Raw genomic sequence first — 16,234 nt, 5'->3', positions numbered from 1 at the left:
GGGGGGATTTCGGGTGGCGGGACCGCGATTTCTGATCGGCTTCGGTGAGCGGCTCACCGCGCCCATCTCCCCCAGCAGAGCCGGCGGTTCGCCGCAGCCGCCGTACACCGTGGCACAGGCGCGGGCCCGGCTCGCGCCGATGCTGAGCGCGGCGACCGCGAGTGCGGACGCGTTGCCGAAAACGGCCTGTCCGGAAGACGAGACCGTCACAGCGGTCACCTTGCATCCGCAGTATCTGTCCAAAAGTGGTTACCCCACACGACTTCTCACGTCGCTGCAGCTGGATCCGCTGGGGAGCAGGCCGGTGGCGATCGCACCGGAGCACGGCACGCCGCGGGCGAGCACGCTGCTGTTCTTGGCTACGACCCGCGTGAATCTGCAGTTGCTCACCGCGCGAATCTGCGCCGACGCACCGCTGGGCAGCGCCGAGAACGGCATCGTCAGCCTGGCGGAATTCCGACTCAACAACCCTGAGGACCGGCTGAGACTCACAGCAGCACCGCGTAATTCGGAGACGGTGGCCGAATTGGTCCTGCACTCCGACCGCGATATCGCCCTGCAGGGCCTGCTGGACTTCTCCCGCGATCTCGACCTCGACGTAGCGATCGACCGCAGACTCGACAACGGCGGCCTCGCCTTCGTCCCCGTCACCGGCACCCATGCCGCCATCGCGGCGCTCGCCGACTACTCGTTCACTAGGGTGATCCGCCGGATGCCGCGCATGCGAACCCAACTCGGACGCGACACCGCCACCCGGACAAGTCTTTCCACCTTCCGACCGACTTTGCCGACCGACGAACCGACCGACCGGGAACTCACCATCGCGGTTTTCGACGGCGGCCTCCCGACCACCTCCCCACTGACCCGCTGGGTCGACGCCCACACCTTCGCCGACAGCGCCGCACCCCAGCGCAACTACCTCGACCACGGCCACCGCGTCACCTCGGCACTGCTGTTCGGCAGTGTCGATCCGGTCCACCCGGTGCCGGTCCCGTACGGCTACATCGACCACTACCAGGTGCTCGACGAGGACACCGACGACGACCAGTGCGAGCTGTACGCCGCGATCGAACGCATCGATTCCGTACTGCGCCAACGTAAGTACGAGTTCGTCAACGTCAGTATCGGACCCGAACTGCCGATCGAGGACGACGAAGTACACGCCTGGACCGCCTTCTGGGACGACTACCTCAGCGACGGCACCACACTGGCCACCATCGCCGTCGGCAACAACGGCGAAGCCGATCGACCCAGCGGCAATGCGCGCGTGCAGGTTCCGGCCGACAGCGTCAATGCTTTGGCAATCGGCTCATCGGATCGCGTTGGTGCGCAATGGAACAGAGCGTCCTACTCCGCGATCGGGCCCGGCCGTTCGCCAGGCACCGTGAAACCCGACCTGCTCGCGTTCGGCGGCAGCGATCACGAGCCCTTCCACGTCGTCGGCCCCGACGGCACCGCCGTCCCGGACTCCGGTACCAGCTTCGCCGCCCCGATGGCACTGCGCGCGGCACTCGGCGCGCGCACCCTGTTCGGCCCGAAACTCGGCGCTCTCGATCTGAAAGCCCTGCTCGTCCACACCGCCGAAAGGCGTACCAGCTCACCGGATTCCGACTCCGGCCATGGTCGCATCGCCGCCACTCTGGCCGATATGGTCCTGTGCGGCGACGGCGAAGCCCGGGTCCTCTACCAGGGCGAACTGACCCCGGCGAAGTACCTGCGCGCCCACATCCCGCTCCCGGCGGCGCTGCCCGCGGGCATGGTCAGGATTCGCGCCACGCTCGTCTACGCCACACCGGTCGACCCTGCCGACCCCGGCAGCTACACCCGCAGCGGCCTCGACGTCACCTTCCGCCCCCACGACGAGAAATTCGCCGAGCCCACCAGAATCCACCCCGATTCGGCCCCGTTCTTCCGCGCCAACGAACTCGATCCCGAGGCCGTCCTGCGCCGCAACTCGCACAAGTGGGACACGGTGCTGCACGCCGAGCGGAGCAAGCGCGTGCACAGCCTGCGCAACCCGGTCTTCGACATCCACCACAACGCCAGGGAATCGGGTCACTCCACCGCGACCGCGCAGCCGATCCGCTATTCGATGGTGATCACTGTGCGCCACGCCAAGGTCGACGACCTGTACGAGCGGGTGCTGAGCGCGTACGTGACCCAGTTGGAGGCGCTGCGTCCGACCATCGAGATCCCCCTCGATGTCTGAGTTCCCGGCGGAGATCTTCGTCGACCCGATCGCGGCGCGGCGGCTGAGTTGTCAGAGCGTGTACCGCCTACAGCATCTGGGGGCGCGGCTGTTCGCCTGGCAGGAGGAGACGTTCACCGAACTCCTGCTCGGCCACCTCACCGGTGTCGACTACCGCATCGATGCACCCTGCCCCGATTGCGTGCCGCCGCGCAGGTGCACGTCGTGGGGGTCGGCTTCGCAGGCAACGGGTTCGGGCGGGCTCAGGCTGCTGACCAGACCCGAGGAAGGCGGCAACCGGGCTCGCGGAAGACGCGGAGTCGGCGCGGATTTCATCTACAGCGTGCAGGAACCGTCGGGTATCAGCGAGGTTCGATTGCTCATCCAAGCCAAGCGAGCCAGACGCGGTGAACCGATCAAGTCGGCGGCTCTCCCCGCCGCACAGCGAGCCGACTTACGCGACGCCGCACAGCATTTCGGCGCAACCGCCTACTACCTCTTCTACGCCGAGTCCGAGTCGGCACACGTCGGACACCTCACCCGCTGTGCCGAGCACACGAGCCCCTCGGACACCTCCATCGTGATGGTCCCCGCGCAGGTCCTCACCCGCGCGTTCGACGAGGAGAAGCGGGGTTCGATCGCGGCGGACCACGTCTTCGCACTCGGCCGCACCCTGCTGTGCCTCGACGGTTGCGCCCCCGCGCCGGGCCTGTCCGCCTTCGACCGCGTCCTCGGCTTCGTCCGCGAGGACAACCCCGACTACCAGCCCGTCGCCCCTTCGACGCGACTTCCCGGCACCCCCGCCGTCACCGTCATCGGCAAACGCGCCAAACCGCCCCGCCGCCCACCATCACGCCGCGTGACCCGCGCGGGCCACCAGGTCGGCGACGGCGAAATCCTGTGGGTCGACCTGAGCGCCGCCGACCGGTGGGCACAGCAGTCCGCACCGGACGACTCCACACCAGCGCGTGCGCCCAGCTGGTACGAAGGCGTCAGCGCCGACCGATTGCGCGAACGAACCAGCAAGTACTGGCGACTCGCACTGCACCGGGCGGTTGCGGTGCGATACGTCGCGGCCTGGGCCGACGGCGACGTGCGCGCCGTCTACCGCGTACTCGACGATTCCCTGATCATTCACCACGATCACGGCGGCAAGGTCTCCTTCGACCTCGCCGAACTCGACCCCGAATCCGCCATCCACCACCAGGTCGTGCGCCGCGCCAACGCCTATCAGGCCGCACGCTCGCCACGCGCACGCAACGTCGTCGGTTACCCCTAGCCGATTGCCCCTGAGTTGCCTGATCACACCCAGTTTCCAACCATCTACGCACCCCATGATGGACACCCACGATGATTGAGCAGCTCCACCATTTGCTAGAGTCATCCAAATGTCCACGAACACGAACTCCGTCCGCGGCCTGCCGCGCTACCCGGTGTACGCGCTCGGACGGCTCACCAAGGCGCTGCACGCCGAGATCGACGTCCCGTTGCGCGATCACTGGGTGCTCACCTTCATCTCCGAAAACGCCGACCTGACGCAGAAGAAGGTGGGCGACGCGCTCGGTATCGACCGCAGTGAAGTCGTCCGGTTGATCGACGCGCTGGAACGCGCCGACCTGGTAGAGCGCACCCGCGACGGCAAGGATCGCCGCAAATACCGGCTGCGGGTCACCGAGGCCGGGCGCAAGCAGTGCAAGCGCACCGACAAGCTGATCGCCGACGCCACCGCGCGCGTGCTGAGCAACCTCGACGAAGACGAACAGCGGCTGCTGCACCAGCTGGCAGTCACAGCGCTGGGCGAATTGCCGTCGTGATCAGCGCGGACGGCACGCCTCGCGCTGCCGTCCGGCGACACCCGCACCGAGTACCGTTGGCATCTGGTGACCATCCCGTTTGCCCTCCGGTAACCCGTTCATGAAACAACAGACACCACCGATGGGGGTCAACCGATGAGAGGTGGACTGAGCACGATGCTCGAGCCACAGATACCGGCGGTCCTTCGCGACCCGCTGCTGCGCGCGGATCTCGCCGCGCCGCCGCGCACCCTGGTCGACATTCTGACCAGCACCGCCCTCGCCCACCCGGACGCACCGGCGATCGACGACGGCACCGTCGTACTCAGCTACATGGAGCTGATCGCCACGATCGAGGCCAGGATGGCCGAGCTCACCGCGGCGGGCGTGCGACCGGGCGACCGGGTCGGCGTGCGGATGCCGTCGGGCTCGGCCGCGCTGTACGTGACGATTCTGGCCGTGCTCTACTGCGGCGCCGCCTACGTCCCCGTCGACGCCGACGACCCGGAGGAGCGCGCCAAGCTGGTCTTCGGCGAGGCCAGGGTGAGCGCGATCGCGACCGCCGACGGCATCGAATCGGCCACCACCGCCGAAGGCGACCACGACTGGAACACCCTGCCCACCCCCGCCGACGACGCCTGGATCATCTTCACCTCCGGCTCCACCGGCACCCCCAAAGGTGTTGCGGTCACCCATCGCAACGCCGCCGCCTTCGTCGATGCCGAGGCGCGCCTGTTCCTGCAGAAGGCCCCGATCGGCCCCGGCGACCGCGTGCTGGCCGGGCTGTCGGTGGCCTTCGACGCCTCCTGCGAGGAAATGTGGCTGGCCTGGCGCAACGGCGCCTGCCTCGTCCCCGCCCCGCGCGACCTGGTGCGCACCGGCGCCGACCTCGGCCCGTGGCTGATGCGCCGCGAGATCAGCATCGTCTCCACGGTGCCGACGCTGGCCGCGACCTGGCCCGCCGAAGCGCTGGATTCGGTGCGGATGTTGATCTTCGGCGGCGAAGCCGTCCCACCTGAGCTGGCCGAGCGCTTGACGGGCCCCGACCGCGAAGTGTGGAACACCTACGGCCCCACCGAGGCAACCGTGGTCGCGTGTGCCGCGCTGCTCACCGGCGAAATGCCCGTGCGTATCGGCCTGCCGCTCGACGGCTGGGACCTGACTGTCGTTGACCCACAAGGTAATCCGGTGGCCGAAGGCGAAACCGGCGAACTCGTGATCGGCGGTGTGGGCCTGGCCCGCTACCTCGACCCTGCCAAGGACGCCGAGAAGTACGCGCCACTGCCCTCGCTCGGGTGGGAACGCGCTTATCGCAGTGGCGATCTCGTGCGCAACGACCGCGAAGGCTTGATCTTCCTCGGCCGCGCCGACGATCAGATCAAGATCGGCGGCCGTCGCATCGAACTCGGCGAGCTCGACAACGCGCTGCAGCACCTGCCGGGTGTCAGCGGCGCGGCCGCCGCGATTCGAACAACCAAGGCGGGCAACAAGATTCTGGTCGGTTACCTGAGCGCCAGTCCCGATTTCGACGTGAAGAAGGCCAGAGAGATTCTGGCCGAACAACTTCCGGCCCCGCTGGTTCCGCGACTGGCCGTTGTCGCCGACCTGCCGACCCGCACCTCCGGCAAGGTCGACCGCGACGCGCTGCCGTGGCCACTGCCGTCGAACGACGAACCCGAGACCGGACTGTCCGGCACCGCGGCGTGGGTGGCGGGCCTGTGGGACGCGATCCTCGGCGCCCAACCCACCGATCTCGACGCGGAATTCTTCGATCTGGGCGGCGGTTCGCTCTCGGCGGCTCAGCTCGTCGGCGCGCTGCGTGAGCGGTACCCGCACGTCACCGTCGCCGATCTCTACGACCACCCGCGCCTGGGCTCGCTGGTCGAACTCCTCGACGGCAGCGCACCGGTCGCGGCCGTCGACGTACGCGTGGTGAAACCGACCCCGTTGCGCGCGCAGATCATCCAGGTACTCGCCACGATTCCGCTGACCACCCTCACCGGATTGCAGTGGGTCACCTGGCTGACCGTGGTCTCCGGCATCGCGAGTTGGTCGGGTTCGCTGCCGTGGCTGCCGCGCCTGTCGTGGTGGTGGATTCTGCTGGCGTTCGTGCTGTTCATCTCGCCGATCGGCCGGATGACGATCTGCGTGGTCGGCGCCCGAATCCTGCTCGCCGGATTACGCCCCGGTTCCTATCCACGCGGCTCGTCGGTGCATCTACGACTGTGGGCCGCCGTACGACTCTCCGAGGCCAGCGGTGCCGAAAGCCTTTCCGGCGCACCGCTGATGGTCCCGTTCGCTCGTGCACTCGGCGCCAAGATCGGCAAGGGCGTCGACCTGCACAGCCTGCCCCCGGTCACCGGCATGCTCGAACTCGGCGACGGCGCCAGCGTCGAACCCGAGGTGGACCTGTCCGGTTACTGGGTCGACGGCGACATCGTGCACATCGGTGGCATCACCATCGGTGACGGCGCGGTGATCGGCGCCCGCTCGATCCTGTTGCCCGGCAGCAAGATCGGTAAGAAGGCCGAGATCGCGGCAGGCTCCGCTGTGTCGGGCAAGGTCAAGGGTGAGCAGGAATGGGCGGGCTCGCCTGCCGCCAAGACCGGCAAGTCGCAACACCGCTGGCCCGACCACTCCCCGGAACGCGCACGGCACTGGCTGGTCGTGTTCGGTCTGTCGTCGATGGTGCTGGCCGCGATGCCCGTGTTCGGCCTCGCCGTCGGCGGCACCTTCATCGCCTGGTGGGTCCGCGAGGAGACCACCATCAGCGCCGCCGCCCTGCGCGGTTTCGCCATCCTGCCGCTGGCCACCCTGCTCAGTCTCGGCGTGTACGCCGTGGCCACCGTGATCGCGGTACGTCTGCTCAGCATCGGTCTGCGCGAGGGTTATCACCCCGTGCGCAGCCGCACCGGCTGGCAGGTGTGGGCCACCGAACGCCTCCTGGATTCGGCACGCACCTTCCTGTTCCCGCTCTACGCCAGCCTGCTCACCCCGGTCTGGCTGCGGCTGCTCGGGGCGAAGATCGGCAAGAACGTCGAGGCGTCGACCGTGCTCATGCTGCCCAAGTTCACCGTGATCTCCGACGGCGCGTTCCTGGCCGACGACACCATGATCGGCAGCTACGAACTCGGTGGCGGCTGGTTGCGCATCGGCGAATCCAAGGTCGGCAAGCGCGCCTTCCTCGGCAACTCGGGCATGACCGCGCCCGGCCGTCGCGTGCCCAAGAACGGCCTCGTCGCGGTGCTCTCGGCCGCACCGAACAAGGCCAAGGCGGGCTCGTCGTGGCTGGGTAGTCCGCCGGTGCGGTTGCGCCGCGCGACCGAATCCAGCGACACCTCACGCACCTTCGATCCGCCGCTGCGACTGAAGCTGGCTCGTGCCTTCGTGGAGACCTGCCGGTTGATCCCGGTGATGGTGACCTTCGCCATCGGCCTCGGCGTGCTGCTCGTGCTCGCACTGATCGCCCAGCACACCGATTACCTCGTCGCCGCGCTCGTCTCCGGACTCGTGCTGATGGCGGCGGGCGCGCTCGCCGGCGCCATCGCGGTGGCCGCTAAGTGGTTGATAGTCGGGCGAATTCGCGCGGTGGAGTACCCGCTGTGGAGCTCGTTCGTGTGGCGCAACGAGGTCTCCGACGCCTTCGTCGAAACCGTCGCCGCGCCGTGGTTCGCGCGTGCCGCCACGGGTACTCCGGTGATGAATCTGTGGTTGCGCGGACTCGGTGCCAAGATCGGCCGCGGGGTATGGTGCGAGTCCTATTGGCTACCGGAGGCGGACCTGGTGACACTCGGTGACGGCGCGACCGTTGAACGCGGCTGCGTGGTGCAAACGCACCTGTTCCACGACCGGATCATGTCCATGGACACCGTGACACTCGAAGCGGGCGCCACCCTCGGACCGCACTGCGTCGCCCTGCCCGCCGCCCACATCGGCGCGGGCGCCACCATCGGCCCGGCCTCGCTCGTCATGCGCGGTGACGTGGTTCCCCCGTCGACGCGCTGGTGGGGCAACCCCATTTCGCCCTGGACCGATCCCGCGTCGACGCGGGAGTCGAGGCAGCGCGGAGCCGCCTGATGCGGAGCAAGTTCTACGAGGACCCCATCGATAACTACCTGCCGCAGAACGGCAATCGCGGCTACCGCGTGTCCCGCTACGAGCTGGAGCTGAGCTACAAACCGGCCAGCAACCGGCTCGCCGGACGCGCGGTGGTCATCGCGGTCACCACCACGGTGCGGCCGTGGTTCACCCTCGACCTGTCGCAGGCGCTGACGGTGTCGAAGGTGCTGGTCAACGGGTCGAAGGCGGCGAAGTTCGTCCATCAGCAGGGCAAACTCGCGGTGACCCCGCAGCAGAAGATCCCCGCCGGTGGCGTCCTCGAGATCACCGTCCACTACTCGGGCACCCCCAAACCGGTGCGCGGGCCGTGGGGCGAGGTCGGCTGGGAGGAACTCACCGAGGGCGCGCTCGTCGCGAGCCAGCCCAACGGCGCCGCCTCCTGGTTCCCATGCGACGACCACCCGAGTTCCAAAGCGTCCTACCGGATTTCGATCACCACCGACAGCCCGTTCTACGCGCTGGCCAACGGCACCCTGCTCAGCAAGCAGGCCAAGGCGAGCCAGACGACCTGGGTGTACGAGATGGCCGAGCCGATGGCGAGCTATCTGGCGACGATCCAGATCGGCAACTACCGCAAGTACCGGGTCGGCGCGGTCGGCGAACCGGTGCCGATGCACGCCGTCATCCCACCGCGGTTACGGGCGAACTTCGACCACGATTTCGCCCGTCAGCCGCAGATGATGGCGCTGTTCACCGAGAAGTTCGGGCCGTATCCGTTCGACGATTACACCGTGGTCGTCACCGACGACGAACTCGATATCCCGATCGAGGCGCAGGGCATCTCGATCTTCGGCGCCAACCACTGCGACGGCAAGCGCGGCGCGGAACGCCTTGTCGCACACGAACTCGCGCATCAGTGGTTCGGTAACAGCCTGACGCTGAAGCGGTGGCAGGACATCTGGCTGCACGAAGGCTTCGCCTGTTACGCGGAGTGGATCTGGTCAGAGGCGTCCGGCGGGGCGACCGCCGATCAGCTGGCTCGGGCCGCGCGCACGAATCTGGCGCGCCAGCCACAGGACATCATCGTCGGCGATCCCGGACCCAAGGACATGTTCGACGACCGCGTCTACAAGCGGGGCGCGCTCACCTTGCACGCGCTGCGGCTGGAACTGCGCGATCACCTGTTCTTCGAACTGATTCGCGAATGGACCGCGCGGTACCGGCATTCCTCTATTACTACGGAGGAGTTCGTCGATCTGGCCGGTCATTACAGTGTGGCGCCGTTGCGCGGGCTGTTCGCGATCTGGCTCGGCACCAAACCGCTGCCGCAATTACCGCCGCTGGGCGGGCAGGCGCATCAAACACCCGGTTAAGCACACCTCCGGCCGGGTGCAGCTAGGCGTCGGCGCCCATCAGACTGGCGTCAGCCAGGTGCCCCACGGGGTGTTGCGCAGGACGGTATAGACGGCGAGCAGGCCGAAGAAGGACCACACGATCACCGGGCTGATGCTGGGCACGCGCCAGCGTTGGCCGCGGCGGGCGCGCCGGAACCAGTCGGCGACGAAGATCACGAACGCGAGGGTGAGCGGCACGGCGAGCAGATTGCTGTGCAACGAGTCGACGATGTTGCCGTCGGTGAGGTTGTGCATCGCGCGCATGCCGCCGCAGCCGGGGCAATAGACCCCGAACAGCGCGTAGACCGGGCACAGGCCGTAGGAACCCTCGACGTGCGGGTCGCGGAAATGCAGCAGGGCCAGCGTTCCGATGCCGAGACCGGCTGCTAGCAGCGGCGGCGTGAACCGCTGCCAGGCGGGCGCGGGCTCCGGTTCGGGGCCTGCGCCGGAAATCCCGGCCATGACGTGCGCGTTGTCCACTCCCCTACGGTAGCGGCGGGCGAACGTCACCGCCAGCACCACCCGACTCGCCGAGATCCGCCACGCCGGTCCGGATTGTTATCGATACTGTGTAATTTTCCGGCGAAATCAGGCGATTTCACAGTGATGGAGCCCACAGCAGCCCAGTTCACAACAAGTGGGACACTGCGACCCGCTAACACTAGCTAGCACCCCAGCTCGCACTGTACGGTGGCCTACGACACAAAGGAGTGCCACATGCTTGCGAAGTCGATGATGACGGTTGCGGCAGCGCGAACCAAGGTCTCGCAGTTCGAGTCCGGCGCACTGACCGCACAGTTCCGTGCCGGACTACGGACCCGCAGTTTCGCCACCGCGAAACTCAACGCCCCCACCGCCGAGCACCGGGTCGTCCCGGTGACCACCGCGGACGGCGCGCAGCTCCGAGTCCACGTCTACGGTCCCGATACCGCCCCCACCCTGGTGCTCGTCCACGGCTGGGCCTGCAGCATCGAGTACTGGAACCCGCAGATCAGCGCCTTCGCCGGCGAGTACCGCGTGGTCAGCTACGACCAGCGCGGCCACGGCGAATCCACCCTCGGCACCGCCGCCCCCAGCGAGAACACCCTGGCCGACGACCTGTCCGCCGTCCTCGACGCGACGCTGCGCGGGGACGAGAAGGCCGTCCTGGCCGGGCACAGCATGGGCGGGCTCACCATCCAGGCCTGGGCCAAGCACCACCCCGAGCAGGTGTCGGCGCGCGCGTCGGCCGTCCTGCTCGCCAACACCGCCAATGCCGCGATCCGCTGGGAAACCGACATGCTGCCGGTGCTGAACAAGCAGCTCACTGTCGCCCAGTACCCGGTGACCCTGCTCGGCGCGCCGGTGCGGATGCCGCAGCCGGTGAGCGAGTCGCTGCTGTTCGCGCCGCTGCCGATCCCCGGTGGCTGGCTCACCCAGCAGATCTTCCGCAGTCGCATTCTGACCCCGGAGGCCACCGCCGACGAGGTCGATTTCGCGATGGGCATCATCCGTTCCTGCCGCCCGGTCGCGCGTGGCCGCCACGCCGCCGCCATGGCCGATATGGATCTGTCGGAAGGCACCGCCAATCTGAACGCCCCGACCACCGTGATCGCCAGCGCCAGGGATCGCCTACTCCCGCAGCGTCTTTCGCGTCCGATCGTCGACATCCTGCGCCGCACCGGCCACCTGGCCGATTTCCATGTGCTGCCGCACGGCCACCTCAGCAATATCGAAGACACCGTCGCCTTCGACACCGTGCTCCACCAGATCCTGCGCAGCTCCATGAACTCTCGGGCCACTCGCCGCAACGTCGCTGCCCGCTGACCCGAGCCAGTTCTCCTGAGACCGATCAACGGCGATCGGCTCAGGGGTAACTCGAACCGAGGCCCCCGATCTCTTCGATCGGGGGCCTCACTTCGTTTTCAAGGTCTGAGCAGGCCCCAGTACACGGCCCAGAGTGTGAAACCGATTCCAGCGCAGACGATCATGGCCCATCGGATCTGTTGCCCCCTACCTCGAGGACGGCGGACGATGACGAAGCCGAGCGCGACCACCGCGCCGCAGGCGATCACCTGCAAAGCCACCCAGGGCAGGGTGCGGCCGTACAGCAGTGGACCGAATTCCGTCGCCCTCGATGATGCGACGAACAGCAGTTGCGCGAAGGCGCCGACGATGCCGATTACCGACGCTGCCAACAGGATTCGTGTCGGCGCCACACTGGGCAGTCGCCATGCTTCGACGAAGCCGGTCAGTGCGTAACCGAGCAGTGCGAGCACTGTCACCGCCAAGAGGATGAGCTGGGCGGTGGGCGACTCCCACCACTTCAGCGGAGACAACGGTGTCACCGAATGTCCCTGTGCTGCAGGTGGATCGGCTTGCGTATCGGCAGTGCCAGGTAGCCCGTTCACCCAGTCGCCCATGAGCTGGGCATAGCCGGGTGCCAGCTCGTCGCCCTTGTCGAAACCGTCGGTCGTTGTGAAGCCGCCGTGCTGGGCATTCTCTAGTGTGCGCAAGGTGTAGTTCGTTTTTCCGGCGCGGTCGAAGACTTCCTGAAAGCCGCGCAGGCTGTCGCCCGGCGGGGTCAGCCGATCCAGCTCACCCCAGATTCCCAGCACCGGCTGTTGGATCCGGGCCAGCACGGGTAGCGGGTCGTAGTCGGCCTGAGCGAACAACCCCACGCCCGCCATCACCCGGATCCCATTGCGCCCCAGCACATCGACCATCGAGCCACGAACACCCGCAGCCTCGAATCTGGTCTCGTTGGCCCAGGTCTGCTGTGCTGCCGGTGCGCCCGAGTTGGCGCCGATGGTGATCAGGAACGCGGCTTCGGCCGACCGCGACACCGCCAGCGGCGCGACCCAGCCGCCCTCCGATAGTCCCCAGATCCCGACCTTCGCCGGGTCAACCTCCGGCCGATTACGCAGTGCCGCAACAGCGCTGAGCGCATCGTCGGCGAGCAGGGAGTAGTCGCGGTGGGCGGGAGTGTAGTCCTCGGTGCGCTTGTCGTAGCGCAGCGCAACGATGCCTTCGCGCGCCAAAGCCGCTGCTACTCGGTCGTATTGCGGGCTCTTCTCCGTTCCCGAGCCGTGCACGAGCACCACGCCTGGTCGGCCGCTCGCGCCCGCAGGGGCGTGGATCGTGCCGTTGGTTGTCGTTGCGTCGGAACGGGTGAAGGTGATGTCGGTGATGTCATCGGCTCGCGCGAGCGGAGCGCCGACCATCAGGGCAGCAATCATGCTGGCGAACAAAGCAATTCGAATAAGCATGGTTCTACTCGTTCATTCCTGGCGCCGGGAAGGCGATGAACCGGGTCAGCACCCGGCGCGTGCCCGGCCTACCCTCAGCGTGGGTGGACTGGAATCGCTTGAGGAGCGCGAGGTAGTCCTCGCAGAAGGCGTCGAGTTCCTCGCGCGTCGCGTAGATCGCACCGCGCGAGAACGGCATCGCATCGGCCCAGTCGCCGAGATGGTCGCGTTCGGCCCGGAATCGCTGGAACGACTCGATGTCCTCGGTGATGTGCTGTGCGACAAGCCCTTCCAGCAGTTCACGCATCTCCGGTGACTGATCCTTGTCCAACCGATAGCGCAGATCCTTCGGCGGCGAACGCCACCACCGCTCCTTACCCTTCGCCAGCTCGGGCGCCTCCTCGATGAAGCCGTGTTCGGCGAGTTGGCGCAGGTGGTAGCTGGTGGCGCCGGTGTTCTCCTCCAGCCTCGCCGCCAAGGCAGTCGCAGTCGCCGGGCCGTGCTCGGCGAGCGCGCGCAGGATGCGCTGACGAAGGGGGTGCGCGAGCGCTCGCAGCGCGGCGGGATCGGTGATCTCTCTCGGCGGTACGTCCATAGTTGCACAGTACTCTTTGCACAAATAACTGTGCAAAGAACTTTATGCAACATTGGGTCGTAGGCCGTGGCACTATCGACAGCACGCTCGTCTCCAGAGACGGAGGACCCGTGTACATCTACACCAACCTGTCCGCCGCACTGCGCGACAAAACCTCGCCGCTACGCGAGTACCTGCACGAACGATTCCCCCACACCAGGGGCGTGCAGGCCGAGTACCGGCGCGAAGCAGGCCCGCTCCTGGTCGACACCGGCGGCGCCAACCCCGCCACCCTCGGCGCCGCCTTCGACTTCTCCGTCCGCTTCCTGCTCGTCCCCCACCACGCACCGGTCCTACCGCTGCTCGGCTTCTTCGGCCACCCCCGCGAGTCGGCCGTCGTCGAATCGGTGATCGAAACCGCCCAGGCCGCCGTCGCCCCGACCGCCCCCGACGTCGACCGCCTCAGCCGAGCCTGCTGGGCCCTCGCCTTGTGCACCGACGTCTACCGCCGCGGCCTACTCCGCGATTCCGCCCTCGACACCCTCCTCAGAACCGGCCGCTTCACCCCCGACCACCTCCTCGCCCTCACGCCTCCCGACGCGATCCGCCAACTCTGGGAACTCCGCGGCCTCGCTGAAGACCACCTCCTCCCCCACCTAGGCCCACCCACATTCCCCGGCCCCACCTTCGACGCCTCCACCCTCTGCAATGCCGACGCCGACCTCATCAGCGCAGGCCTACTCCTGGACCTCAAAACCCACCTCGGCCCCAAAAACCAACGCACAGGAGTCCGCTCCGACTCCCTCTCCGCCAACGACCTCTACCAGGTGATCGCCTACGCCCTCTTCGACCACACCAACACCTACGCCCTCACCGACGTAGGCATCTACTCAGCCCGCTACGCCCACCTCGCCACCTGGCCCCTCCCCACCCTCCTCACCACCCTCGCAGGCACCGACATCGATATCGCCCACGAACGCGAAACAGTCTGGGATCTCCTCGGCGGCCACTGAGTTCGCAACTCTCGCTTTGCCAGATCCGGTTTCGAATACTCACCCGAATCCGTTGGGCCAGTTGCGATCTCGCTCCAACAATTCCACGCATGCGAAAGTCGGCCCCACTACCCTTACTCCATGCGTGCAGTACTACGTTTGATCGCCCTCGTCGTAACCGTCGGGGTGGCGAGCAGCGTGCTGCCCGGCATGGAGCTGGTCTACTCCTCCACGGCATGGGCCGGTAAATCGCTGGCAGTGCTGGCCGTGGCCACCACCTTCTGGCTGATCAGAGGCATCGTCTACGGCGGCATCAACATCGAGTTCCAAACGTCGACACCCCAGCTGTACACGCTCCTCGCACTGGCCTTCGTCGCAGCCAACACCCTCCTGGTCCTACTGGTCGGCCAGCTCAGCGACTGGCTCGACTACGGGCTGCGAATCAACAACCTAGGCACCGCGATCACCTTGGCGACCACCATCACGGCCGTGAACAACCTGGCCAACTGGCCCGTCGACGACGAAATAACCTATTACACCCGATAGAACACAAAACAGGCCCTCCCGGCGAACCGGAAGGACCTGCGATCTGGAGCCGCCTGGGGGAATCGAACCCCCGACCTTTTCATTACGAGTGAAGCGCTCTACCGACTGAGCTAAGGCGGCGTGCCGTTTAGGCGACGCGAGTCTATCGCGGGAATGGGTAGAACGCGAAAACGGGTGGTCAGGTGGTGCGGGCGGTGATGAGGGTGGCGGTCATGGCGGCTATGGCGAAGCGGGGTTTTACGTTGAGGTCGAGGGCTTCGCGGCAGGCCAGGACGGCGTCGATGCTGCGGAGGAGGCCTTCGGGGCGGACGGACGTGGCGAGGTCGGTGATTTCGCTCGACATGTCGGGGTGGGTGAGGGTGATGGGGGTGCCTCGGCCTGCGAAGCGCATGGCGAGGGCGTCGCGGTACATGCCGGCGATGTCGATGAGGGCGCGGTCGAGGGCGTCGCGGCCGGTGCGGGTGGCTCGGGATTTCTGGCGTTTTTCCAGGTCTTTGAGGACGCCTGCCGAACCTCGGGTGGCCGTGCCCGCGCCTTTGCCGGTGCCGCCCGCGCCGAGGGCGGTGGCGAGTTCGTCGCGTTCGCGGTCGTCGCGGTCGGCGCTCATCAGTTTGGCTTCGTCGTCGGCGGACTTCACCAGTTCGTCGGCGGCGAGGTAGGCGGCGCCGGGGCGTTCGGTGGCGACGACCAGGGCGAGGGCGCGCTTGCGGCGTTGGCGGGCGTCTTCGTCGGTGGCCAAGCGGCGGGCTCTGCCGACGTGGCCGCCGCTGACCGAGGCCGCCCAGTCGGCGGTTTTCGGGTCGAGTTGGTCGCGGTCGCGCAGTACCTGGGCGATGGCGGGGACGGTCGGGGTCACCAGGTGGACGTGCCTGCAGCGCGAGCGCAGGGTGACGGAGATGTCCTCGGGGTCGACGGTCGGGGCGCACAGCAGGAAGACGGTGCGGTCCGGCGGTTCTTCGACCACTTTGAGCAGGGCGTTCGCCGCACCTTCGGTGAGGCGGTCGGCGTCCTCGACGACCACGACCTGCCAGCGGCCAGTACTCGGGCGGCGCGCCGCGATCTGCACGATCGCCCGCATCTCCTTGGTGCTGATGCTGAGGCCTTCGGGGATGATGCGCCGCACGTCACCGTGGGTGCCCGCCATCGTGGTGGTGCAGGCATGGCACTTTCCGCAGCCGACGATTTCGGGATCCGTGCATTGCAGCGCCGCCGCGAAACACAGCGCCGCTACTGATCGACCCGAGCCGGGAGGCCCGGTGAACAGCCACGAATGCGTCATCGCACCGGTGACCACACCGGCCCGCGCCGCCGCGGCGGCAGCGGCCAGCTCGGTCTCGACCACGTCCTGGCCGACCAGTCGATCGAAGACACCTGCCACGCGCTACACCCTAGCCTCGCGGTCCGACAGGGTTCGCGGACGGCTAGGCCGGGCGACGCGCACGCGTAGTTCCTGAACCGCGC

The 16,234-nt window shown here is 67.5% G+C and carries 12 protein-coding genes and 1 tRNA gene; 8 read left to right on the top strand and 5 right to left on the bottom strand.

The genetic code is table 11. The features are described 5' to 3' along the window. Nucleotides 1–13 precede the first annotated feature (13 nt). From ACFWUP_RS26535 to ACFWUP_RS26515, 5 genes are all read left to right on the top strand, one after another. Complete coding sequence (locus ACFWUP_RS26535; protein ID WP_379238691.1) at nucleotides 14–2,209, top strand: S8 family peptidase; 2,196 nt, start codon at nucleotides 14–16, stop codon at nucleotides 2,207–2,209. After that, nucleotides 2,202–3,467 carry a hypothetical protein gene (locus ACFWUP_RS26530; protein ID WP_379238690.1) on the top strand — a complete coding sequence of 422 codons (1,266 nt, stop codon included), beginning with the start codon at nucleotides 2,202–2,204 and terminating at the stop codon, nucleotides 3,465–3,467. Before ACFWUP_RS26535 ends, ACFWUP_RS26530 begins: the two co-directional genes overlap by 8 nt. A 109-nt stretch (nucleotides 3,468–3,576) precedes the next feature. Further along, a complete protein-coding gene (locus ACFWUP_RS26525; protein ID WP_379238689.1) occupies nucleotides 3,577–4,002 on the top strand; it encodes a MarR family winged helix-turn-helix transcriptional regulator in 426 nt (141 codons plus the stop codon). A 156-nt stretch (nucleotides 4,003–4,158) separates the two neighbouring features. Continuing rightward, nucleotides 4,159–8,058: a Pls/PosA family non-ribosomal peptide synthetase gene (locus ACFWUP_RS26520; protein WP_379238688.1), complete on the top strand. Its 3,900-nt coding sequence runs from the start codon at nucleotides 4,159–4,161 to the stop codon at nucleotides 8,056–8,058. After that, complete coding sequence (locus ACFWUP_RS26515) at nucleotides 8,058–9,413, top strand: M1 family metallopeptidase (RefSeq protein WP_379238687.1); 1,356 nt, start codon at nucleotides 8,058–8,060, stop codon at nucleotides 9,411–9,413. The genes ACFWUP_RS26520 and ACFWUP_RS26515 overlap by 1 nt, the downstream gene beginning before the upstream one ends. A 39-nt stretch (nucleotides 9,414–9,452) precedes the next feature. Here the strand turns inward: ACFWUP_RS26515 and ACFWUP_RS26510 are convergent, their stop codons facing one another. Continuing rightward, on the bottom strand, nucleotides 9,453–9,914 hold the full coding sequence (locus ACFWUP_RS26510; RefSeq protein ID WP_379238686.1) for a DUF2752 domain-containing protein: 462 nt from the start codon (nucleotides 9,912–9,914) through the stop codon (nucleotides 9,453–9,455). A gap of 237 nt (nucleotides 9,915–10,151) precedes the next feature. Between ACFWUP_RS26510 and ACFWUP_RS26505 the strand changes: the two genes are divergently transcribed. Beyond that, complete coding sequence (locus tag ACFWUP_RS26505; RefSeq protein ID WP_379238685.1) at nucleotides 10,152–11,240, top strand: alpha/beta fold hydrolase; 1,089 nt, start codon at nucleotides 10,152–10,154, stop codon at nucleotides 11,238–11,240. A gap of 98 nt (nucleotides 11,241–11,338) precedes the next feature. On the opposite strand, the gene ACFWUP_RS26500 is transcribed toward ACFWUP_RS26505, so the two are convergent. Both ACFWUP_RS26500 and ACFWUP_RS26495 read right to left on the bottom strand, forming a co-directional pair. Beyond that, the gene (locus ACFWUP_RS26500) at nucleotides 11,339–12,652 is read right to left on the bottom strand and encodes an alpha/beta hydrolase family protein (protein ID WP_379238684.1); all 1,314 of its coding nucleotides are present in this window, start codon (nucleotides 12,650–12,652) and stop codon (nucleotides 11,339–11,341) included. A 34-nt stretch (nucleotides 12,653–12,686) separates the two neighbouring features. Next, entirely contained in the window at nucleotides 12,687–13,256 is a 570-nt protein-coding gene (locus ACFWUP_RS26495; RefSeq protein ID WP_379238683.1) for an ArsR/SmtB family transcription factor, read from the bottom strand. Nucleotides 13,257–13,366: 110 nt separating this feature from the next. Between ACFWUP_RS26495 and ACFWUP_RS26490 the strand changes: the two genes are divergently transcribed. Then, the gene (locus ACFWUP_RS26490) at nucleotides 13,367–14,248 is read left to right on the top strand and encodes a hypothetical protein (RefSeq protein WP_379238682.1); all 882 of its coding nucleotides are present in this window, start codon (nucleotides 13,367–13,369) and stop codon (nucleotides 14,246–14,248) included. Nucleotides 14,249–14,368: 120 nt separating this feature from the next. Next, entirely contained in the window at nucleotides 14,369–14,773 is a 405-nt protein-coding gene (locus ACFWUP_RS26485; protein ID WP_379238681.1) for a hypothetical protein, read from the top strand. Between the two features lie 44 nt (nucleotides 14,774–14,817). Here ACFWUP_RS26485 and ACFWUP_RS26480 read toward each other — a convergent pair. After that, nucleotides 14,818–14,893, bottom strand: a tRNA-Thr gene (locus ACFWUP_RS26480). Between the two features lie 58 nt (nucleotides 14,894–14,951). Continuing rightward, nucleotides 14,952–16,151 (bottom strand): DNA polymerase III subunit delta', encoded by a 1,200-nt coding sequence (locus ACFWUP_RS26475; protein WP_379238680.1) that lies wholly within the window; start codon nucleotides 16,149–16,151, stop codon nucleotides 14,952–14,954. Between the last annotated feature and the right edge of the window lie 83 nt (nucleotides 16,152–16,234).

This window comes from Nocardia sp. NPDC058658 (assembly GCF_042716665.1).
Taxonomy (GTDB): domain Bacteria; phylum Actinomycetota; class Actinomycetes; order Mycobacteriales; family Mycobacteriaceae; genus Nocardia.
This window is presented reverse-complemented; position numbering and strand designations above follow the sequence as displayed.

What these genes read in the sequence shown, in the direction of transcription:
- ACFWUP_RS26505 (WP_379238685.1), top strand. Translation starts at nt 10,152, where the DNA reads ATGCTTGCGAAGTCGATGATGACGGTTGCGGCAGCGCGAACCAAGGTC.
- ACFWUP_RS26520 (WP_379238688.1), top strand. Translation starts at nt 4,159, where the DNA reads ATGCTCGAGCCACAGATACCGGCGGTCCTTCGCGACCCGCTGCTGCGC.
- ACFWUP_RS26495 (WP_379238683.1), bottom strand. Translation starts at nt 13,256, where the DNA reads ATGGACGTACCGCCGAGAGAGATCACCGATCCCGCCGCGCTGCGAGCG.
- ACFWUP_RS26530 (WP_379238690.1), top strand. Translation starts at nt 2,202, where the DNA reads ATGTCTGAGTTCCCGGCGGAGATCTTCGTCGACCCGATCGCGGCGCGG.
- ACFWUP_RS26485 (WP_379238681.1), top strand. Translation starts at nt 14,369, where the DNA reads ATGCGTGCAGTACTACGTTTGATCGCCCTCGTCGTAACCGTCGGGGTG.
- ACFWUP_RS26500 (WP_379238684.1), bottom strand. Translation starts at nt 12,652, where the DNA reads ATGATTGCTGCCCTGATGGTCGGCGCTCCGCTCGCGCGAGCCGATGAC.
- ACFWUP_RS26515 (WP_379238687.1), top strand. Translation starts at nt 8,058, where the DNA reads ATGCGGAGCAAGTTCTACGAGGACCCCATCGATAACTACCTGCCGCAG.
- ACFWUP_RS26525 (WP_379238689.1), top strand. Translation starts at nt 3,577, where the DNA reads ATGTCCACGAACACGAACTCCGTCCGCGGCCTGCCGCGCTACCCGGTG.